Raw genomic sequence first — 20,748 nt, 5'->3', positions numbered from 1 at the left:
CCTTGCCTAAAGATAACTATTTTAATTTGCCGCGTAATATTGATTTATAATTGGTTATCCGTTACATTCTTTCCGTTAATACCCGCGCCCGCATCTTTTAACTTGAGGATTTTTTGCAATGAGACATTTCAATCCCTGGCATTCCCTTGAAACGGGCGAAAACGCCCCTGCCACCGTCAACGCGCTTATCGAAATCCCGATGGGGTCGAAAGTGAAATATGAGCTGGATAAAAAAAGCGGCCTGATGGTGGTCGACCGCGTGCTGTACGGCGCGGTCTATTATCCGGCCAACTACGGGTTTATCCCGCGGACCTACTGCGAGGACAATGACCCGCTGGATATTCTGGTGCTCTGCCAGGAAGAGGTGTTGCCCCGCACCATCATGGAGGCGAAGGTGATCGGTTCCATGGCGATGATCGACGGCGGCGCGGAAGACGACAAGATCATCGCGGTGTTCCCCGGCGACCCGGGTTTCGCGCAATACAACGACATCAGCGAGCTGCCGAAGTTCCTGCTGGCGGAACTGCGCAAGTTTTTCGAGGATTATAAAAAGCTGGAGAACAAGGCGGTGAAGATAGAGGACTTCTACCACCGCGACGGCGCCATCCAGATGGTGCGCGACGCGATGGCGCTGTACGAGGCCAACAAGGACAAGCTCCGCGAAGGGCTCTGACTCCGGCGGCGTTTGCGGCCCGCGCGGCCCCGCGGCTATAATCATCGTATGGCGATTGATCTGAAAAACATCCGGGAGAAGGTGGCGGCCGGCCTGCGCCTTTCGTTCGAGGACGGCGTTTTCCTGATGACCTCCCCCGATCTGCTCGAGATCGGCGCCATCGCCGATATCGTCCGCCGCCGCAAAAACGGCCGCCGCGCCCACTACATCGTCAACGCGCACATCAATCACACCAACATCTGCGTGAACAAGTGCCGCTTCTGCGCCTTCCAGCGCGGCGCGGAGGAGGAGGGAGCCTACGCCATGAGCCTTGAAACGGTGATGGAGGAGGCGAGGGGCGGCTGGGCTCCCGGCGTGTCGGAATTCCACATCGTCGGCGGCCTGCACCCCGGCCTGCCGTACAGTTACTACCGCGGCATGATCGCCGCGCTGCATCAGGCGTATCCCGATGTTCATTTGCAGGCGTTCACCGCCGTGGAGATAGACTACTTCGCCCGCATCGGCAACATGGGTATGGAAGAGACCCTGCGCGACCTCAAGGATGCGGGCCTCGGCTCGCTGCCGGGCGGAGGGGCGGAGATTTTCGATCCCGTCATACGCAAAAAAATCTGTCCTGACAAAATTTCCGGCGAGCGGTGGCTGGAGGTGCATGGGGCCGCGCACCGCGCCGGTATGCGGTCCAACGCCACCATGCTCTATGGCCACATCGAATCGCCGGAGCACCGCGTGGATCACCTCATACAACTGCGCGGGCAGCAGGACCGCACCGGCGGCTTCCTCGCCTTCATTCCGCTGGCGTTCCACCCGCTCAACACCGATTTCGACGAGCGGCATTTCACCACCGGCCAGCTCGACATACGGATGCTGGCGGTATCGCGCCTGATGCTGGACAACTTCGATCACATCAAGGCGTTTTGGATCATGATATCGCCGCAAATTTCGCAGATGTCGCTCTTTTTCGGCGCGGACGACGTGGACGGCACGGTGATAGAGGAAAAGATCACCGCCGCCGCCGGGGCGCAGAGCGGCAAGGCGTTCACCGAGGCGCGGCTGGTGGAGCTGATACGCGAGGCCGGCTTCGAGCCGTTCAGGCGCGATACCCTGTACAATTCCGCCGGCGCCGCGCCGGAGCGGGAACCCGCCGCGGTTTCGGCGTGAGGCGGCGCACATGCCGCTGACCAATCTCGCCGCGCAATATCAGGCCGGGTACCGGCTGAAATTCGGCTGCCACGATTTTCTCAATTCGCAGCCGATTGTCTACCCGATAAAAGAGGGGCTGGTCGATACGCCGTTTGAAACCGTTTTCGCGCCGCCCGGCGACTTGGCCGACATGCTGAAGGACGGCGCGCTCGACCTGGCGTTCATCCCCGCCGTGGAATACGCCCGCATCCACGGGCTGCGCATTGTTCCCGGCTTTTCCATCGCCGCGCTGGGGCCGGTGCAAACGGTGCTCCTTTTCTCAAAGCACAGGATAGAAGAAATTGACACCGTGGCGGTGGATCACCGCAGCCGGACGTCCGTTTCGCTGCTGCGGGTGCTGATGGCGGAGTTTTACAAAAAAGAGGTGGAGTTCGCCATCACGCGCGACGTCCACGGTTTTCTCGACGCGGCGGAGGACGCCACGCTGGTGATCGGCGACGAATCGTTCCGCGACGCGCATGGGCGGCATGTGTACGACCTGTCGGAGCTATGGCACCGTTTCACCGGCCTGCCGTTCGTTTTCGCGGTGCTCTGCGTGGCGCCGGGATGCGAAGCGCATGCCGCGGTGGCGGCGTTGCGGCGGGCCAAGGAGGTGGGGATGGGGGTGCTGGACGAAATCTGCCGCGCTTCCGCCGCGCGCGCGGGGATAACGGTGGGGGAGTGCCGCGATTACCTGATGAACCGCATCCGCTACGACCTCACGGACGCCGATGTGAAGGGGCTGCGGCTCTTTCTGGAACTGGCGCACAAGCATCAGGTGGTGCATGCCTTCGCGCCGGTCGCCTTTTACCCCGGCTGACCTAAAAGTTCATTGAAAAACCATTTATGCATGTCATTCTGAGCCAACGGCGAAGAATCCCTTTCCGGCAAGAGATGCTTCGGCAGGCCTAGGATGGCCGGGCTACTCTTCCCGCCGTTCTTTCCCCAGGCACCCCACGCAGCGTTCCGCTTGGGGAAGCACCTTGGTCAGCAGATAGTAGGCGGCGATAAGGGCGACCACTATGCCGGTGCTCACCACCAGTTCCTTGATGGAGCGGTCGAAGAACTCGGCGCTCATGGGGTCCTGCACGCTCATCATGGCGCTCACCATCAGGATGCGCCGGATGGATGAGATAACGCCGATGAGGATAAACGGCGTGAGCGAGATGCGCCGCTCCGTGAGGTAGAGCAGCACCGTGCTGAATATCTCCAGAATGATGACCACCAGCAGCACGTCGTTCACCACGTTGAGGATATTGATGGTGGTAAGCCCTTTGGCCAGGTGCATCACCGCGATGCCGATGAGCGCCGCCGCCGAGAAAAAGAGGATGAAGGCTATGAAGTAGTAGGCGATGTCTTCGGTGAAGTAAAGCCGGGCCAGCACCGACGGCTTTTTTGGCATCGTTACGCCGGGGTAGAATTTGTCTTTCCGCGCGTTGCACCGGGGGCAGGCCCACGAGTGCGGAAGCGCCTCAAACGGGGTGCCGGGGGCCGCGCCGCCTATTGGATCCCCTTTTTCGGGATCGTATATGTATCCGCATACGCTGCATTGAAATTTTTCCATTGCCGATTCTCCTAGTTTAAGGGAACGGCCCCATCATAGCGTATTATTTTGGCGTTTGTGAACCGGGAATGGGTCTCAGGTTGGTACCGCGGGATTCATCCTGCGGTTGTCCCCGAAGGGGGCAATGCAGTTCAGTCCGCCGGGTTCAGGATTCAGGAGCCGTCATGCATTCCTTGAACCATGCGCAAAACTCGTTCGTGCAGTTGCGGTAGCGGCGGAAGCAGTCGCTATTCCACTCGGAAAGCTGGATGTTCCTGACATGGATGGTTCGTAAAATATCTTCCTTCGTGCTTAGCTTGTACGGGGAATCGACGGCCAGCGCTTTGGTGAACTCCTCAATCTCGTTTTTTGTCATGATGCACTCCTTTCCCTTTACCTCCATTTTACCAAATTACCTTGTTGACTCATAATAGGTTGAATAATCAGTGTCTCCTGGCAAGTTCCCGGGGCGCAGGGCCATCTCCAGCCAATGCCCGTCCACGTTATGCGATCAAAAAGCCTTGAGTTATCCTTTCAGGATCATTATGCTGATTATATCAATTGACTTAATTGGGGGTATGTAAATGAAAAAATCGGTTACCGCGATGGAAGCCCGCAAGAACTTCGGGAACATGCTTAACAAAGTTGCTTTGAAAGACGACAAATATATTATCAGCCGTGCCGGAAAGCCGATTGCGGCGGTGGTGTCTATCGGCGAGTTAAAGAGAATGGAGCAATCGGAAGAAGAGGCGCGTGAGGAGTTTTATGCATGGGTGGATGACATGCGGGCAAAATTTAAGGGAACAAAGCCCAAAGAGATTGAAAGACTTGTTAAGGATGCCGTTGCATGGGCAAGAAAACAACCTGACTGAAGCATGAAGCAGGTTGTTATTGATACCAATGTCTTTATAAGCGCCATTCTCAATCCAAAGGGGAGTCCTGCCGCGATTTTCAAGCTGGAGAGGGAAAAGAAAATCAAAATACTGGTTTTCCACCCGATCCTGCAAGAATATAGAAAGACTTTGTCGTATCCCCATCTCCAAAAGAAACACGGCTTGTCAACAGAACAAATCGGCAAAAAGATGTTGCGCCTTGTGAAATATGGAAAGTTTATTAATCCGGAAACGAAGCTGGACATTATTGCCGATGATCCCGATGACAATATATTTCTTGAGTGCGCCGTCGCGGGCGAAGTCGATTACATAATCTCCGGCGGCAAACACCTGAAAGACCTGAAAAATTTCAGTGGCATTAAAATTCTCGATCCCGCCGCCTTCTTGAATATCAGCGGACATGATCATGATTAGAATTAGCGCAAAACAAATATTCTTGGATGTTGATCATTTGTTGATTTCAAGGGGAATAATCAGCGAGAAAGACATCAGTCGATTGGACGAAAATATGACCCTATTACACAACCGGGGGATGGATAAGCTTAACAAGCGGCTTGAGGAGGCACGAGGCAAGACTTTTTGGGATACCATCGCCGAGCATAACTTTGCCGTAAAATTATGTCGGCAACATCCCTCAATATCCATATCCTATGAACCCGAGTCGCCCAATCAAGGAGAACGTCCAATTGACTTTGTAATGAAGAAAGGGAGCTTAACTTTCAATATCCAGATGAAGAAATTATCTAAGCTGGAATGGGATAACCGACGCGACAAATTTTTGATGCGAATCAAGGAAGAAACAAAAAATATAAAAATCGGAAAGAGGTTTGAATTATCTCTTTCAGTCGATTTCGACGAAGGCATGTTTGAGCAACTTGTCGAATTTATCAAAGAAAAAGCCCAGTTGGACGCGGAACAAATCCACAATTTTGACAGCCAGGGCAATCGGGCGGAAGTAAGGTTCTTGGTTCCATCAAAACAATTGTTGGAATTGACATATGCCGGAGGAATGACCGCCTTGGAAGCAAGGGACATAACGGGTGAAGATAGTGGCCAAATAAAAAAATCTATCAGGAACGCTGCCGGAGCCTTTGCCCATCCATCAGGCCAGAACAGCATCAATCTGATCGCAATGGAAGCAGACAATAAGCAAGACATAGATATTTGTGATGCTCTTTTCGGAGCCGAGGCCATTTTTGCGGGGGATGGGAAGCACTATTGGTCAAGAAAGGATGATGGCATGTTTTTTGACCGTTGTTTTGCGGAAAAAGTGGCTGGGGTTATTGTCCTGAGGCGGAAAGAGGAGCCTTATATTCCACCTTTTGCTAAGGTCGAAGCTTTAGCAAAACGGCTCGATATTTCCGCTGATGAATGTATGAGAGTGCTCCAACAACAGGGAATAATTAGGTGCATTTGCGACTACGATGCGCTTCTTTACAAGAATGATAAATTTGAGCACCTTCTTGAAGAAATCAAAGCTGTTTTGCAATTTGATATGGTGATTGATCGTAAAATGCGCCCCAAAGGAAGCAATTTCACCTTGTAATTTGTTTCCGAAAGATGTCATGCCCGTGCAGACGGGCATCCAGAGCCTGGATTCCCGCCTACGCGGGAATGACAACAGGGGAGAGGGTTGGCGCGAAAAAGTTTTGCGTTTTGGGCCGCCGGTAAAGTTGGGATGGCCGGCGTAAATGCGTGAAATAGCGGTTGCGGATATCAGGGACGGCTTCAGGTGCGCGCCTGTACGCTTTCCATCCAAGCGATGCACTCGGCCATTTTTTGTTTCATCTCCCCCAACGGGTAGTGCGCCCTGCCGCCGTGGCCGGGAAGTATCCATTCAAAGTCGTATGCCGCCAGCCGTTTCATCGAGGCGGTCTGCTCTTGCCGCGAATACCAGCAATGGTTGTTGAAAGCCGTGGGATGGGTGCGGTTTGGGTTTTGCGCCAGATGGTCGCCGGTGAAAAGGAACGCGCCGTGCAACAGGCAGATGGAGCCTTTGGTATGCCCCGGCACCGGGATCACCAACAGGTCGCCGGCCAGCCGCACAGGCTCAACGCCTTCCACCGTCACCTCCACCGCAGTCAACCCGCGATGCAGGTCGGATCGGTGCATGATCCGTTTGCAGCCGAAATGCGCGGCGAACCGCTCGTGTTCCCCCACATCATCCCTGTGGGTGAGAAACATCAGCGCCACGCCCCCCATCTGCTCCAGCCGCCGTACCAGATCCGGTTCGAAGCGCGGCGCATCGATAAGCACGTTCCCTTCCGGCCGCCGGATAAGGTATGACGATGCGCCGAAACTGAGCGGCGAGTTGTAGCCGTTGTAGTACACATTGTCCGCGATCTTTTGCGGAAAGAGTTCGACGGCCGGCGCCCCCGCCTCTTCCGCCGACGGGCCGATGGAGCCTGCGGGACATGCCGCGCTTGCCATCAGCGCCAGCGCGCGCTCCTCATCGTTCGTTGGCTGGCGTTGGACGTATGATCGCCCGTGGCGCTCGGCAAAGACGGCCGGAGCCACGGCGCGGCACGCGCCGCTGTTGATGCAGGTGGCATCGACGAAAAACTCGCCAGTGACGTTAGCGTTGAGCGATTTTGATCGGTCGGCCATGAGTTGCCTCCATAGGCGCTGCCTTATTATTTAATTGTACCACCGCATACAAAGCTGTGGTCATTACGTGGCGTTTTCGCCGGATGGGCATGGCCGCCGTGGAGGCGGCGCGCGAAAAAGTTTTGCGTTTTGGCCCGCCAGTGAGGTTAGAATAGCCTCCGTATATGCGTGAAATAGCGGTTGTGGATATCAGGGACGGCTTCAGCGCCGCCGCCGTGTATGCCGAAGGGCTGCAAGGGGGGGCGGTGAAGGGAACCGCCCTGATAAAGGGTTCCTTCCTGCGGGAAGCCGCCGCCGCGCAGGTGAAAGAGGCGCTCGACAAGATTTCCCCCGATCCCGATTATCTCATCCTCCTTTTGCCGCGCTCCCTGTTCCACCTCACCTCCGCGCATATCCCGGCCCGCGACGCCGAGATGCTGGCGCGGATGATGGAATTCGAGGTGCCGCGCCATTTCCCCATTCCCGCCGACCGCCTTGTCCACTCCTACACGGTGGCGGAGCGGACGGATGCCGGTTACACGGTGAACCTCGCGGGGCTCAAGCTGGAAGATTTCAACGCCTATTACGATGCCGCCCGCGCGGCGGGGCTTCACGCCGATATCGTTTCGCTTTTTTCCGCGGCGTTTTTGCCGGCGGCGGGGGATGCGCCCCGCGCATCCGCCGATATCGCGCGGGACGGTTTTGACCTGACCCTCGCGCACGGCAAAAAAACAGTCTATTCACGCTGGCTCCGCTTCAAGCCGGAGCTGGACGAGCGGGATTTTTTCAGCGCCGGCATTTTGGCCGACACCCCCGCCCCGCAGGTGGCCGATCAGATCGCCGCCGAGTTTGACCGTCTTAAGCTGGCGTCCGGGGTGGACAATCTGCCGGAGTATCTGGATAACCTGACGATCACCGGCGGCGCGGCGCGGCTGCGGCAAGCGGCGGCAAACCGCCTTGCCGCGCGGGCCGAACTGAAGAGCGCCAAAGTAAAGACGCTTCCCGTGGAAAAAGAAAATGACGGGGTGGAATATGCCGCCGCCGCGTTCGCCGCGGCCGGGTTTTATCATGATGGCGCGGCGTTCAACTTCATCCCGAAAACCCAGCGGCGGCTGCGGCACCATATCGTGCGGCGGCTGTTGCGCGGCGCGGCGGCGGTAATCGCGGCGCTTATGGTGGTGTGGGCCGGCACGGCCTACGGCGTCCGATGGAAGGCGATGCACCGCCTCGAAACGGAACTGGCGGCGCTCAAGAGCGAGGTGCGCAAAGGGGAGGGGTTGCAACTCAGGATGGGGGAGTATCAGGCCTACTTTGACGGCATGAACGCATTCGCCGCCCAAAAATCGTTCAACCTTGAAATGCTTGCGGCGCTCACCGGCGGGCTGCCGCGCGACACCTTCATCACCGAGCTTGAATTCCGCCCCTGCGCCGTCACTATCGCCGGGGTCTCCGCCAATGCCACGTCCCTGTTGAAGGCGATGGAGGGTTCCGGCGGATTGAAGAACGCGCAGATGCTGGCGGCGGTGCAGACCACCCCCGCCGGGGAACGCTTCAAACTGGGGATGGAGTGCAAATGATGGACTTCTCCCGTTTTTCCCGGCGCGAACGGCTTTGGCTGTTTTTCGGCGGGGGCGCTATCGTCCTCATCCTGCTCTATTTCGCCGTGGCGGAACCGCTGATGGACCGCTGCCGCGCGATGGACGGCGAGATCGCCGGGCTGGCGGAGCGCGTGGAGCGCTACCGCGCGGTGGTCGCCGGGGCGGGGACGGACGGGCAGCGGCAGGGGGCGTATCAGGCCGCCCTGAAATCGGTTGAGGATGCCTGTTTTACCGCCGATACCGACGCATTGGCCGCCGCGCAGATGGCCGAATTGGTGCGGGCGAAGGCGCTGGCCGCCGGCATCACGCTGGGAACCAGCAAGCCGGAAAAGGCGGCGGATTTCCACGGCTACCGCGCCCTCAATTTGAGCGTGACTTTTAACGCGCCGCTCGCGGCGCTTGCCGATTTTATGCGGGAGATGGAGAACGACCAAAAACGGATGCAGATACAGGAGGCGAAGATCGCCTCCCAGCGGCAGGATTATCCCGACGACGTGGCCGAGACCCTTTCGGTGCGGCTGCTGATCGCGGGATTGCGGTATCTGCCCCCCAACACCAACGCGGAGGCGAAACAATGAGCGTGGAAGAACGGATACGGGAAATGCTCGCGCCGGTGCTTGAGCGCGAAGGGATGACGCTGTACGACATCGATGTGGTCGCCAGCGGCCCCCACCAGCATTTGAAGATATACATCGACCGGCCCGGCGGCGTGACTTTGGGGCACTGCGAAACGGTGAGCCACCATATTTCCGCGCTGCTCGACGTGGAGGACCTCTTCGCGGCGCATTACGTGATGGAGGTCTCGTCGCCGGGGCTTACCCGCAAGCTGACCAAAGAGGAACATTTTGCCAAGAGCGCGGGGAACTTCGCCCGCGTGGTGTTCAGGAAAGGGTTTAACGGGCCGGACAAGGCCGACGGCATGCTGGAAGCGTCCGGCGGCGGCAAATACCGGGTCGTCCCCGCGCAAGGGGAACCGGTTGAATTTACCTATAACGACGTGGCGCGCGCCAGGCTGGATTTTGAAGAATGAAACAGAATCTTAAAGAGATCATAGAGGAAGCGGCGCGCGAGCGGGGCATCGGCGGCGCCGTGCTGGTGACCGCCATCGAAAGCGGCATCGCCCTCGCCGCGCAGCGCAAGAGCGGCGAGCACAACCTGCGCGCGAAGTTCAACACGGAGGACGGCACTTTCTCGCTGGCGCAGGTGCTGGCGGTGAGGGACGAGCCGCTGGACGACAGCGAGATATCGCTGGCGGAGGCCCGCGCGGTGAGGGAAGACGTCCGTGCCGGCGATATGCTGGAGATACCGTTTGATTTTCCCGATCTGGGACGGCTGGCGGCGCAAACAACCCGCGGCGTGATGCGCAAAAATTTGCGTGAACTGGAGACGGAACAGCGGGTGGCGGCGCTGGCCCAGGACTACGGCAAGCTGATTGTGGCCACCGTGGTGGGAAAGAGCGAGCGCGACGAGTATCTGTTGAAGGCGGGGGAAACGCTGGCGGTGCTCTCCCGGAAAGAACAGGCGTTCCGCGAAACATTCCACAACGGCGAGGTGATCAAGGTCATCATCGTCGGCGCGGAGCCGGGCGGCGACGACCCGGTGTATACCGTTTCGCGCACGCACCCGCTCCTGCTGCGCCACCTCTTCGCCCGCGAGGTGCCGGAAGTGGCCGACGGCGTGGTGGTGATCAAGGCGCTGGCGCGCGATACCAGCGGCCGGGCCAAGGTGGCGGTGATCGGCACCAAACCGAACGTCGATCCGGTTGGCACCTGCATCGGGCCGGCGGGACAGCGGGTGAAGAACATCATCAAGGAACTCAAAGGGGAGAATATCGACATCATCCCCTGGTCCGAAAATCCGGAAGAGCTGATCGCCGCGGCGCTGACGCCGGCGAAAGTGAAGAGGGTGCGGTGCGATTGGCAGGCGATGACCGCGTACGTGGAACTTGAGCCGGATCAGCAGTCGATAGCCGTTGGCAAGGGGGGGCTGAACATCCGGCTCGCCTCGCGGCTCACCCGGTGGACCATTAACGTCAAGTAACCCGCTTTATTCACACGGAATAAAGAGGCGGCGTCAGATGCCGAAAAGCTCGTGTTCGATCTGCGCGCAGATGATGTGGCCGATCAGGATGTGGGCCTCCTGTATCCGCGGTGTGTCGGATGAGGGGATGTGGACACAAACATCGGCTATGGCCGCGATTTTCGATTCCGTGTTCGCGCCGGTGAGGACGGCGGTCTTGAGGCCCATTGATTCGGCTTTCATCACCGCCTCCACCACGTTCGGGCTGTTGCCGCTGGTGGTGATGCCGATCAGGAGGTCGCCCGGCTTCCCCAGCCCTTCCACTTGTCTGGCGTAAATGGCGTTAAAGCCGTAATCGTTGCCGATGGCGGTGATGGCGGAACTGTCGACGGTGAGGGCAATGGCGGCAAGCGGCGGGCGGTCTTTGCCGAAGCGCCCCACCAGTTCGGCCGCGATGTGCTGGCAGTCGGCGGCGCTGCCGCCGTTGCCGCAGAGCAGTACCTTGCCGCCGTTTTTAAGCGTTTGGGCAGCCGCCCGGCCAATGGCCGCCACAGCTAGGGCCAGCGCGGCATCGTGCGCAAGTAATTGAATAACCGATATGTGTGAGCTAACGGCTTCTTTATAAATATGCTCCATCGGGCGGATTATACCGGACTTCGGTATCAATACCAACCGGAGCTTTTAGGCGTATAATGTAATTGAGGGGTGGGTGAAAATGTCCGTGGCAGGTTGGAATTAGTATCGGCCGCCTTGTAGAGTTGAAGGATCCCACCAAGCCTCCTTGAACTCAGACCCCCCTAACCTCCCCCAAGGCGGCCGATTTTTTTTATTTTCCGCTTCAGTATCGGCGTCGATTCCTCAATTACGAACGGCCTGATGATGATAATGCGGAGCGGCGCGTCTTATCCGCCAATGATGCCAAGCCCAAGGTATTCGTGGAGTTGCTAAAAAAGTATTGCGATTCGTTACGGTGGAGATTAGAATTTCGGGGAGAACTGGAGATCAGGCATTTGCTTTGTCTTTGAAATAAGTGGGATTTTAAATTATCCGGTTTAGAGGAGATCATTATATGTTCGGCAAAAAATTCGGCATTGCTTTGGCCGCGGCTCTCATGCTGGCCGCCTGCGGCAAGAACGCGTTTGATTCGCTGGCGGATAAGAACTCGGGCGCCGCCACCAAGGAAGCCGCGCAGATCGCCATCAATAACGGCGATTACGCGACGGCCGTCACCATCCTCCAGGCGCAGTGTCCAAACAACACGTGTCCCGACAATGCGACTTCCCAGCAACTGGCCACCGCCTACATGGGCGCCGCGGGCCTTGACGTGTTGACGGTTGCCAAGAACGCCGACACCAATAAAAGCGGCGGTTCCGATTTCGCCACCATTTCGAAGGGGCTGCCGACCGCTATCACCGTTACGAACCTGAACACCATCGTCAATGCCACCACCGTTCTCAGCAACCAGAAAACCGCATCGGGGATGAAACCGGCGGGCGCGGCGGGGGTCAGCCAAGCCGCTTCCGGCTGCTTGGCCAGCTACACCGAAGAGCAAAAGAGCCTGCTCCTGCAGCTTGGAATTTCGGAAGCCACGTCCACGATCCTCGCCATTGGCTCGCAGCTTGGCGGGTTTGACGCCAACGGCCTGCCGAAAAACTGCAACGGCAATTGCGGCACCGCCGACCTGACGCCGCTGAATGCCATATACACCGGCACTGTCACATACGCCGATTATGCCGCCACCGCCCTGGTGGCCGCCTCTAAAGACCTCGTCTGTGTTTTCGGCGGCAGCGCCAGCAGCACCAACAGTACCTCGCAGGCGATCAACAACCTCGCCGCGAACATTCAGAATATCGGCAATATTGCGGCTGGCGATCCCGCGCGCTGCAACCAAAAGGCGCCTGACGGCTATGTGCCGAATTTCGCGGGCGGGGATGTAACAACCTATTTGGCCGCTTGCCTGAAATAGGTTTGATGGCTGGATATCAGGGGAGAACGATTTAATGAAAAAAATGATGCTGGCTCTTTGCGCCGTGACGGCTATCGGGGCCGTCCCCGCCGGCGCGTCCGAGATGGACAAGCTTTATTCCGGCGTCCGGCCGTTTGGCATGGGGAACGCCTTTGCCGCCGTGGCGGACGACGAAAACGCGGCGTTTTACAATCCGGCCGGCCTGACGTATGTGGAAGAAGGCAGGGTGGAACTGATCAATCCAAAGATCGATGTTTCCACCAACACGCTTGATTTTCAAAAGGACGCCAGCGATCTTAAAACCGGCGACACCGTCGCCGCCGTGGACATGATGCGTAAATACATCGGCAAACACCAGCATTTGGCGGTGGACCTGTTCCCGAACTACACCCGGCATAATTTCGAAATCGGGGTGTTGGGAAAGGTCGTGCTGGACGCCGAGGTCAACTCACCCTCGTTTCCGGTGCTGCAGGCCGACCTTAAGAACGATGTCGGCATCGTTGTGGCGCTGGGCCACTCCTTTATGGAAGATCAACTGCGCATGGGCGTTACCCTCAAGTACATCCAGCGCAAGCGTTTCTACAAGGAGTACACCGCGGTCGATTTCGCCAACAGCAACACCAGCTACAACTTCAACGATAACCTGAAGAGCGCTTCCAAGTTCGGCGCCGACGTGGGAGTCACCTACCAGTTCGAAAACAAGGACTGGAAGCCGCGCGTCGCGCTGGTGATCCAAAACATTGGCGACATGAATTTCGGCGATTACCAGGCGACCGCCACTTCGCCGGTGATACCCAACGCGATTAAGCAGCAGATCAACCTGGGGGCCGCGGTCACCCGGGATATCTGGATCGCCAAGGCCACCCTCGCGGCCGACTATAACGACGCCGCCGGGAACGTGGGCACCGACAAGGATAAGGGAAAGCGCCTGCACATGGGGGCCGAAATCAAGTTTCCCAAAATCCTCGCCCTGCGCGTTGGCTTGAACCAGGGCTACATGAGCTATGGCGCCGGACTCGACTTCTGGCTGCTCAAGCTCGACTATGCGTACTACACGGAAGAAGTGGGCGCCTATGCCGGGCAGCGTGAAGATGCCCGCCACGCGCTGGAATTAAGCATCGGTTTCTAACCCGTCTTTTTGTAAGCGCCGCCGCCGGTAACGGGGCGGCGCTTTTTTTGTTTTCCCGGCGGCAGGGAATAGGACGCGCGGCCTCTTAATCCTGTTGTGCCGTTTCCGGATTGGCGTACAATTAAGTCATGACCACGGAAGAGCGAAAACCGCGCGTACGGTTCTTCGAGCCGGTTCCCTTTGAGCATGAGGGGGCGCGCTATGTGAATCTCCGCGATCCGTTCCACTACACCCCCGAGGGGCTTTCGGTGAGCCTGCCCGCTTTCATGCTGATAACGTATATGGATGGCAGCCGCACCATTGATGAAATTTGCGCCGCGTTCAAGGAGGAGTATGGCGGCACGGCGCAGCCGGAGGCCGTGCGCGGCCTGGTGCGGGACCTGGATACAAACCGCCTCCTTGACAACGAAAATTTCGCGCTCCAAAAGCGGCAGGTGTTCGCCGCGTTTGCCGCCGAGCCGGTACGCCGCGCCGCATTGGCCGGCGGCGGCTATCCGGACGACCCGGCCGCCGTGCATGCGGCGCTGGACCGCTTCATTCCCGCCGGCGGAGGAAACGGCCCCGCGCCGTTCGCCATTGTCGCTCCGCACATCGACCTGCGGGCCGGAGGGCCGGTCTTCGGCGCGGCCTTTGCCCGCCTGAAAAACGGTCCGGCGGAAACGTTCGTCATCCTCGGCATCGGCCACGCGCTGGAAGGGGATTTTTTCGCCTGCATCGACAAGGATTTTGAAACCCCGCTCGGCATCAGCCCGGTTGACCGCGAATTTCTCGCGGCGCTTGAAAAGGATTTCGGCGAACCGCTCTACCAGCAGATGTATGCGCACAAGCACGAGCACTCCGTGGAATTCCAGGCGCTTTTTTTGCAAAAGGTGCTCCCCGGCGGGCACCGCATCGTCCCCATTCTCTTCTCCTTTCCCGAAGTGATAGAGGAACTGGCGCACCCGGTTTACAACCGCCAGCGGGTGGATCGTTTCACCGCCGCGCTCAAAAAGCAGATCGACCGGTTGGGGGACAAAGCCTGCGTCATCGCCGGAATCGATATGAGCCACGTCGGCAAGCGGTTCGGCCACGCGGAAGGGGTGTCGGATGGCCAACTCAAGGAGATCGAGCGGGAAGACCGCGCGGCGCTCGCTTTTGTGGCGGCGGGCGACAAGCGCGGCTTCGTGGAATATATGAAAGAGGTCAATCCGAGGAATCATGTGTGCGGTTACCCGGCGCTGTATACGCTTCTGGGCCTGCTGGACGGGCGCAAGGGGGAACTGATCGAATATGGGCAGAGCGTGGAAGGCGATTTTGACGCGGTGGTCGGTTTCGCCGCGATGTCTTTTCCCCGGTAACTCTTTTTTCTTGGTGGCGCGGACACTCCTGTCCGCGTTGGCCCAAGGGGCCACAAGGGTTTGTGTTGCGCCTAGCTCCGCCGGATGCAAAACCGCGGGGAAACCCGCTATAATCCGGTTGTGGATAATAACGGCAAACTGCTGGAAGTCGCGGGGCTGCGCACCTTGTTCCCGGTGAAATCCGGGCTGTTTGGCAAGGCCGCCGGCCATGTACGCGCGGTGGACGGCGTGTCGCTGGCAATCGCGCCGGGCGAAACGCTTGGCCTCGTCGGCGAAAGCGGCTGCGGCAAGAGCACGCTGGGGCGTTCCATCCTCCGTCTCGTCGAACCGACGGAAGGGGAGGTGCGCTTCGAAGGGGAAAACATCCTCGCCTTCGGGCGCGAACGGATGCGCCGCTTCCGCCGCAAGATGCAGATCATATTCCAGGATCCCTACTCATCGCTCAATCCCCGCATGACGGCGGGGGATATCATTGCCGAGCCGCTGGATGTACACGGGCTGGCGAAAGGGAAGGAACTGGCGGAGCGCGTGGCGCAACTGATGGAGCAGGTGGGGCTGCGGCCTGAGCACGCCCGCCGCTATCCGCACGAGTTTTCGGGCGGCCAGCGGCAGCGGATCGGCATTGCCCGTTCCGTCGCGCTCAATCCGTCGTTCATCGTGGGGGACGAGCCGGTATCGGCGCTCGACGTTTCGGTGCAGGCGCAGGTGCTCAACCTGCTGGCGGATCTCAAGGAGCGGTACGGCATCGCCTACCTGTTCATTTCGCACGACTTGTCGGTGATCCGCCACATCAGCGACAGGGTGGCGGTAATGTACCTCGGCAAGATTGTGGAAGAAGCCCCGCGGGAAGAACTGTTCCGCCGTCCGCTGCACCCCTATACCCAGGCATTACTGGCGGCGCTGCCGGTGCCGGATCCCGTCCGGCGGCGCAAAACCATAATGCTTAAAGGAGATTTGCCCTCGCCGATAAATCCCCCGTCCGGCTGTTATTTCCACACCCGCTGTCCGGTGAAAGAGCCGCGTTGCGCGGCGATTGAACCGTCGCTCGATGAAGTCTCCGCCGGACACAAGGTCGCCTGCCTGTTGGTGGAACGCTAACCGCGCGTTCCCATGCATATCCGCCTGAAGTACGGCAAAGGGGAGGTGGCGGCGCCGTTGCCGGAGAGGTGGCGCGTCACCACGCACACGTTGCCGCCCCGTCCCGCCCTTCAAAACCCCGCCGCCGCGCTGGAGGCATTTCTCGACGCGCCGGTGGGCGCAACGCCGTTTGACGAACTTTTTAGGGGAAAAGAAAAGGTTGCCGTCATAGTGCCCGACATCACCCGCAAGGCGGGGGCGCATCTGCTGCTTCCCGCGTTGCTGGCGCGGTTGGAGCGGCTTGGTTGCGGACCGGAGCGGGTGACGGCCGTCTTCGCCTCCGGCATCCACCCGCCGCAGACGGATGAACAGAAGATTTCAATCGTGGGGGCGGATGTTTTCGGCCGCTACCGCTGTATTGAACACAACGCGCGGGGCGGGTGCGTTGTGCGCGGCGGCGCGGCGCTGAATCCTTTTGTGGCGGCGGCGGACGGCATTATCGTCATGGGGTCGGTAAAGGCGCATTATCTCGCCGGCTTCGGTGGCGGCAGGAAAGCGGTGGTTCCCGGCGTCGCATCTTACGCCGACTGCCTCCGGCTCCACCGCCTGTCGCTTAACCCGGATGCGCCGGGGCGGCATCCGCGCATCGGCCCCGGCATCCTTGCGGGCAACCCGATGCATGAAGCGGCGCTGGCGGCGGCGAAAGCGGTGGGGGTCGATTTTTGCGTCAACACCGTGCTGAACCCGGCGGGAGAAATAATTTTCCTTAACGCGGGGGATTTGGAGCTGTCCCACGCGGCCGCGTGCCGGTTCGTGGCGGAGTATCAGGGGGTGTTACTGAAGAAACCGGCCGATGCGGTTATCGCCTCGTGCGGTGGATTTCCGTCCGACATCAATTTCATCCAAAGCCATAAGGGGCTGGATAACGCCTGCCTCGCGGCAAAAGACGGCGGGGCGGTTTTGCTGGTGTCGGAATGCGCGGCGGGGATGGGCAACCCGGATTTTCCAGGGTGGTTCGATCATCCTGACGTTGCCGCCATGGATCGCGCGCTGCGGCAAACATTCGTCATCAACGGCCAGACGGCGATGGCCACGCGGGAAAAGGCCATGCGGTGCCGCGTGGCGCTGCTCTCGGCGCTTCCGCCGGATCAGGCGCGGCGGATGGGGGTGACGCCGGTGCGGACGCTTGAAGAGGGGATCGCCTTCTGCCGCGCCGCCGCGGGGGAAACGGCCGATGCGGCGGTTTTTCCGGACGCCGGGCTGGTGTTGCCGCTGGCGGGGATGGGGCAAACGCCGCCGCCCGCCTGATACGGTTTAGACGGGAGCCTTGCCCATTTGCACACGGAGCTTTTCCAGCTTTTCGCCGGCGCGGAGCAACCCGTAACGCGCGAGGTAGGCCGCAGTTCCCGCGGAATTTCGGGCGCAGGCCTTTTTCAACTCCAGGAAGGCCTCCTGCTTTTGGTTGAACTGCCGGTTCCAAAGCGTTAGGGCCATTTTGAGGTGCGCTTGCCATGTGCCGCGCAACGCGGTGCGGCGTTCGGTGATGCCCCCCGCGCAGACCGTTAACAGATCGTCCAGCCGGTGGCGGTAGGTGTGCCCGCCCAGCACCAGCGTTTTTCCCGCCTCCGCCATGCGGCGGCGCAATTCGTCGTCCGCCAGATATTTTTTAACCACCGCGGCCGCGTCGTCAAACCAATGCACATCGCAGTTTACGCCGGGAGTGAAGATGCGGTAAAAGCCGCTATCCAGACTTTTTTGACCGATAACCAGCGCACCGGCGGCCGGCGCCTCGAAACTGCGCATGTTCAGATCGTACCGGGCGCTGACGTTCAGCACGATCTTGCAGCGGCTGTAGAAAGGCCCCACTCTTCCAAAGTATGGGATATTCGTTGTGGTGACGGTCACGCCTTGCCGCTCCAGCGCGGCGAAGAATTTTATCCGGTCGGAGTTGACGCCGCCGACGTGCCCCACATCAATGTCCCGTTCAACGCCAATACCGGCGTGAGCTTGGGGGTCGCAGCAGTAGGCCAGCCAGCGCAGGTGGGGGTAGCCGTAAAACCGCCGCGTCTGCACCATCCGGTCATATTGCGTGAAAAAGGCGTAATCGAACAGGGCGCAGTATTCCTTGTGCCACCGCAGGTTCAGGTGGTTGTCCAGCGCCCAGAAGGCGGTCGGGATATCGCACTCCGCCACGCCGCGCGGGAGGAACGCTATCCCCTCCGAGGTGTCGGTAAAAAGGAAAATATCCGGTTTTTGCGGCATATCCCGCGCCGCCGCGGCGACATCGACATCAGGCCGGGTTTTTATCGAATCCGCGTAGGGGCAATCGACCGGCGTAAGCCACGTTATTTCGTGGCCCATCCGCTTGATCTCGTGATATATGAAATCGGCGAAATTGCCCTTGCGGAAACTGGCGGCAAACAATATATGCATAATCGATTTATCATAAATGATTTTTTCGTTTGGTTGGATCAAAATTCAATGACGCGGATACAATGATGCGGAGGTAAAATATCGCGATGAATGCAGCGCTTTTGGATGGTTCGGGCAAGCCCGTAATCTGCCCCTTGTGCGGAGCGGGAGGGATGGGGTTTCTGTTCGAGAGCGCCGGATTCCATTTTTACCGCTGTCCATCCTGCACCTATGTGAAGCGGGGCGAGCCGGCCTCGGCGACGATCCACAAATATCATGATGAGTCCTATGCCGCCCAATATGGCGACGAAGCGGAGCAGCGCCTGAAAAAGCGGGGGGTTTTGGGGCTTTGCGCCCGGTTTGCGCCACGGCGGGCCCGCCTGCTGGATGTGGGCTGTTCGCTGGGATATATGCTGGAGGAGGCGGAAACAATGGGGTGGGAGGCCTATGGCGTCGAGCTTTCCGAAGATGCCGTGGCGAAGGCGCGCGCACGGGGGGTAAAAAACATCGAGGTAAAGGATATCGTCGATGTCGACTTTCCCGGGGGTTTCTTTGACGTCATCGTAATGACCCATGTGCTGGAGCATCTGGACGACCCGTTCGGTTATTTGCGCAAAATGGCCCGCTGGTTGAAGGAGGGGGGAATCCTTTACATAAGCGTTCCCAATTTTTCCAGTCACTCCGCCAAAAGGGATGGAAAGGACTGGACGACGCTGGTGCCCGAAGAGCATATTTCGCAATTCACGGCGCGCGCGCTCAAGGCGGCGGTTGAAAAATATTCCGGGTGCGCGGTCCGGGAGGTTTCCGGCGACCACCGTTTTGGCGAAGAGCCGCGCGGCATGATGGCAACAATCAGGTATTTCCTTGGCTACCTCAAAGACCGGCTTTTAATCGGCCGGGGCCTGTATGTTATCGCCCAAAAGCCGAAAGGGGCTTCCCGCCGCGCGTAAGGGCTTACAGATTGCAGTTTTTGCAGATGTCGAACGCCCATATGCCGCTGCTTATCAGGCGGCGGGCCTTGACGTAGGCCGGATCAAGCCAGATGTCGCGCAGCTCTTTTTCCCCCGCGTTGCCGAAGGTGACCGATGAGGAGAAATCGTTGCAGCAGAGAACGGCGTTCCCTTTGTAGTCGATGGTGAGGTGGTTCACCAGAAAGCAGTAGGGGTGGCGCGTGTGTTTGATGTCCACCAGCCCCCCCCGGTTGTTGAGCATATCCCCTTCTTTGCGGTAATACATTCCGTGGAAATCGACGATCTCCACTTTGTACAGTTCCGGCCTTTCCGCCTTGATGTACGCCAAGGTATCGGCAAGCAGTTTTGGCATCGCCGGGGAATGGAGCGATATCCGGAAGGAATCCACCCCGGCCTCCATGAGCGCGAGGTATTTTTCCACTGAGAGGAAATCGCCGTTGGTGTAAATGGCGATTGTGGCGTTCGGCAGTTTTTTTCGCGCGTAGGCCATAAAGCCGGTCAGCCGCTCGTCGGTCAGCGGCTCGCCGTAGAAATGCGGCGAGAGGCGTCCGGCAAAACCCCAACGGGAGAGCGAATCGATAATTTTATAAAACAGCGTTTCGTCCATCGGCGCTTCGGGGCGGCCGACCGTGTAGTTGGGGCAGTAGACGCATTTGCGGTTGCAGTACGAGGTGGTTTCTATCTCCACCGTTTTGGGGGGGCGCACCGGCCCGATCAGCGCGCCGGCATACCGCACCCATGCCGCGAATTTTGAATGTTTCAGTGACATGGCCGGCCTTTCCCTACTTTCCATTTTCGCGGTTTGGCATCATGACGTCCGCGGGGGATGCGGGGGAGGGGGCATCGCCGCTGCATATCCGGCATATTTCATACGGCCAGAGGCCGGACCAGGAGCGGCGGCGGATATCGAGGTAGTCCTTTTTGTTCCAGATGTCGATGAGGCGTTCGGCGGCGGCGTTGCCGAACCGGTGTTTCGAATAGTAATCCATGCAACAGAGGATGACGTTCCCCTCCACGTCGATGGTGAGCCGCTTGAAATTGCAGTAATTGATCTTGCCGGGGTGTTTCACATAAACCGCGCCGCCCCGGTTGGAAAGCTCCTGCTCCTCGTCGCGTTCGAAGATCAGGAGGTTTTTGGCGTATTGCGAGCCTTTCACCGCCTCTGTCATCTGGATAAAGGCGGGGGAGGGGGTGCGGTCGTGTTGCGATACCTTTATGCAGTCCGCGCCGCTCTCCACCAGCCGTTTGAATTTTTCAAAGTCCAGCAGATCGCCGTTGGAGTAGACCTCCAGCGTGGCGCCGGGAAGCTGTTCCCGTGCGTATCGCAAGAAATCAAATAGCCGCTTGTCCAAAAGCGGCTCGCTG

23 protein-coding genes are annotated in these 20,748 nt (G+C 59.0%); 16 read left to right on the top strand and 7 right to left on the bottom strand.

Annotation, left to right across the window (positions count from 1 at the left end; translation table 11 throughout):
• The first annotated feature begins 118 nt into the window (after positions 1–118).
• Genes HZA03_03325 through HZA03_03315 form a run of 3 tightly spaced genes read left to right on the top strand, consistent with a single transcriptional unit; the run spans position 119 to position 2,672 of the window.
• On the top strand, positions 119–673 hold the full coding sequence (locus HZA03_03325) for an inorganic diphosphatase (GenBank protein MBI5636985.1): 555 nt from the start codon (positions 119–121) through the stop codon (positions 671–673).
• 48 nt (positions 674–721) lie between these two features.
• Positions 722–1,831 carry an aminofutalosine synthase MqnE gene (gene mqnE, locus HZA03_03320; GenBank protein ID MBI5636984.1) on the top strand — a complete coding sequence of 370 codons (1,110 nt, stop codon included), beginning with the start codon at positions 722–724 and terminating at the stop codon, positions 1,829–1,831.
• 10 nt (positions 1,832–1,841) lie between these two features.
• Positions 1,842–2,672, top strand: a complete 831-nt coding sequence (locus tag HZA03_03315) for a menaquinone biosynthesis protein (protein ID MBI5636983.1) — start codon at positions 1,842–1,844, stop codon at positions 2,670–2,672.
• A gap of 102 nt (positions 2,673–2,774) precedes the next feature.
• Here the strand turns inward: HZA03_03315 and HZA03_03310 are convergent, their stop codons facing one another.
• Positions 2,775–3,416, bottom strand: coding sequence for a rubredoxin (locus tag HZA03_03310; GenBank protein ID MBI5636982.1), 642 nt, complete (start codon positions 3,414–3,416; stop codon positions 2,775–2,777).
• Between the two features lie 145 nt (positions 3,417–3,561).
• Positions 3,562–3,771: a hypothetical protein gene (locus HZA03_03305; GenBank protein ID MBI5636981.1), complete on the bottom strand. Its 210-nt coding sequence runs from the start codon at positions 3,769–3,771 to the stop codon at positions 3,562–3,564.
• A gap of 208 nt (positions 3,772–3,979) precedes the next feature.
• Between HZA03_03305 and HZA03_03300 the strand changes: the two genes are divergently transcribed.
• From HZA03_03300 to HZA03_03290, 3 genes are read left to right on the top strand one after another with little or no spacing between them, the layout of a single operon-like run.
• Positions 3,980–4,267, top strand: coding sequence for a type II toxin-antitoxin system Phd/YefM family antitoxin (locus HZA03_03300; GenBank protein ID MBI5636980.1), 288 nt, complete (start codon positions 3,980–3,982; stop codon positions 4,265–4,267).
• A gap of 3 nt (positions 4,268–4,270) precedes the next feature.
• Positions 4,271–4,702, top strand: coding sequence for a putative toxin-antitoxin system toxin component, PIN family (locus tag HZA03_03295; protein MBI5636979.1), 432 nt, complete (start codon positions 4,271–4,273; stop codon positions 4,700–4,702).
• Positions 4,689–5,834 (top strand): hypothetical protein, encoded by a 1,146-nt coding sequence (locus tag HZA03_03290; protein MBI5636978.1) that lies wholly within the window; start codon positions 4,689–4,691, stop codon positions 5,832–5,834. The genes HZA03_03295 and HZA03_03290 overlap by 14 nt, the downstream gene beginning before the upstream one ends.
• A gap of 182 nt (positions 5,835–6,016) precedes the next feature.
• Here HZA03_03290 and HZA03_03285 read toward each other — a convergent pair whose 3' ends face one another.
• Positions 6,017–6,895, bottom strand: a complete 879-nt coding sequence (locus HZA03_03285) for an MBL fold metallo-hydrolase (protein MBI5636977.1) — start codon at positions 6,893–6,895, stop codon at positions 6,017–6,019.
• Positions 6,896–7,059: 164 nt separating this feature from the next.
• Here HZA03_03285 and HZA03_03280 point away from each other — a divergent pair, with 164 nt between their 5' ends.
• From HZA03_03280 to nusA, 4 genes are read left to right on the top strand one after another with little or no spacing between them, the layout of a single operon-like run.
• Positions 7,060–8,451, top strand: coding sequence for a PilN domain-containing protein (locus tag HZA03_03280; protein ID MBI5636976.1), 1,392 nt, complete (start codon positions 7,060–7,062; stop codon positions 8,449–8,451).
• Positions 8,448–9,050, top strand: a complete 603-nt coding sequence (locus HZA03_03275) for a type II secretion system protein M (protein MBI5636975.1) — start codon at positions 8,448–8,450, stop codon at positions 9,048–9,050. Before HZA03_03280 ends, HZA03_03275 begins: the two co-directional genes overlap by 4 nt.
• A complete protein-coding gene (locus tag HZA03_03270) occupies positions 9,047–9,502 on the top strand; it encodes a ribosome maturation factor RimP (protein MBI5636974.1) in 456 nt (151 codons plus the stop codon). The genes HZA03_03275 and HZA03_03270 overlap by 4 nt, the downstream gene beginning before the upstream one ends.
• Positions 9,499–10,512, top strand: coding sequence for a transcription termination factor NusA (gene nusA, locus HZA03_03265; protein ID MBI5636973.1), 1,014 nt, complete (start codon positions 9,499–9,501; stop codon positions 10,510–10,512). Before HZA03_03270 ends, nusA begins: the two co-directional genes overlap by 4 nt.
• Positions 10,513–10,545: 33 nt before the next feature.
• Here nusA and HZA03_03260 read toward each other — a convergent pair whose 3' ends face one another.
• A complete protein-coding gene (locus HZA03_03260; GenBank protein MBI5636972.1) occupies positions 10,546–11,127 on the bottom strand; it encodes a D-sedoheptulose 7-phosphate isomerase in 582 nt (193 codons plus the stop codon).
• 433 nt (positions 11,128–11,560) lie between these two features.
• On the opposite strand from HZA03_03260, the gene HZA03_03255 reads away from it, so the two are divergent.
• From HZA03_03255 to larA, 5 genes are all read left to right on the top strand, one after another.
• Positions 11,561–12,457, top strand: a complete 897-nt coding sequence (locus HZA03_03255) for a hypothetical protein (protein ID MBI5636971.1) — start codon at positions 11,561–11,563, stop codon at positions 12,455–12,457.
• 34 nt (positions 12,458–12,491) lie between these two features.
• Positions 12,492–13,586, top strand: coding sequence for a conjugal transfer protein TraF (gene traF, locus HZA03_03250; GenBank protein ID MBI5636970.1), 1,095 nt, complete (start codon positions 12,492–12,494; stop codon positions 13,584–13,586).
• A gap of 128 nt (positions 13,587–13,714) precedes the next feature.
• The gene (gene amrB / locus HZA03_03245; GenBank protein ID MBI5636969.1) at positions 13,715–14,923 is read left to right on the top strand and encodes an AmmeMemoRadiSam system protein B; all 1,209 of its coding nucleotides are present in this window, start codon (positions 13,715–13,717) and stop codon (positions 14,921–14,923) included.
• Positions 14,924–15,007: 84 nt separating this feature from the next.
• Entirely contained in the window at positions 15,008–16,021 is a 1,014-nt protein-coding gene (locus tag HZA03_03240) for a dipeptide ABC transporter ATP-binding protein (protein ID MBI5636968.1), read from the top strand.
• 12 nt (positions 16,022–16,033) lie between these two features.
• Positions 16,034–17,308 carry a nickel-dependent lactate racemase gene (gene larA, locus HZA03_03235; GenBank protein MBI5636967.1) on the top strand — a complete coding sequence of 425 codons (1,275 nt, stop codon included), beginning with the start codon at positions 16,034–16,036 and terminating at the stop codon, positions 17,306–17,308.
• 6 nt (positions 17,309–17,314) lie between these two features.
• On the opposite strand, the gene HZA03_03230 is transcribed toward larA, so the two are convergent.
• Positions 17,315–18,433, bottom strand: a complete 1,119-nt coding sequence (locus HZA03_03230; protein MBI5636966.1) for a glycosyltransferase — start codon at positions 18,431–18,433, stop codon at positions 17,315–17,317.
• 86 nt (positions 18,434–18,519) lie between these two features.
• On the opposite strand from HZA03_03230, the gene HZA03_03225 reads away from it, so the two are divergent.
• Positions 18,520–19,362, top strand: coding sequence for a class I SAM-dependent methyltransferase (locus HZA03_03225; GenBank protein ID MBI5636965.1), 843 nt, complete (start codon positions 18,520–18,522; stop codon positions 19,360–19,362).
• Between the two features lie 4 nt (positions 19,363–19,366).
• On the opposite strand, the gene HZA03_03220 is transcribed toward HZA03_03225, so the two are convergent.
• Both HZA03_03220 and HZA03_03215 read right to left on the bottom strand, forming a co-directional pair.
• Positions 19,367–20,152, bottom strand: coding sequence for an SPASM domain-containing protein (locus HZA03_03220; GenBank protein MBI5636964.1), 786 nt, complete (start codon positions 20,150–20,152; stop codon positions 19,367–19,369).
• 13 nt (positions 20,153–20,165) lie between these two features.
• Positions 20,166–20,748 (bottom strand): SPASM domain-containing protein (locus HZA03_03215; GenBank protein ID MBI5636963.1); only part of this gene is annotated, 583 nt, incomplete at its 5' end.

The sequence above is a fragment of the Nitrospinota bacterium genome, assembly GCA_016217735.1.
GTDB lineage: Bacteria > Nitrospinota_A > UBA7883 > JACRGQ01 > JACRGQ01 > JACRGQ01.
The sequence above is the reverse complement of the archived record's forward strand: the minus strand, read 5'-3'. Positions and strand labels throughout refer to the sequence as shown.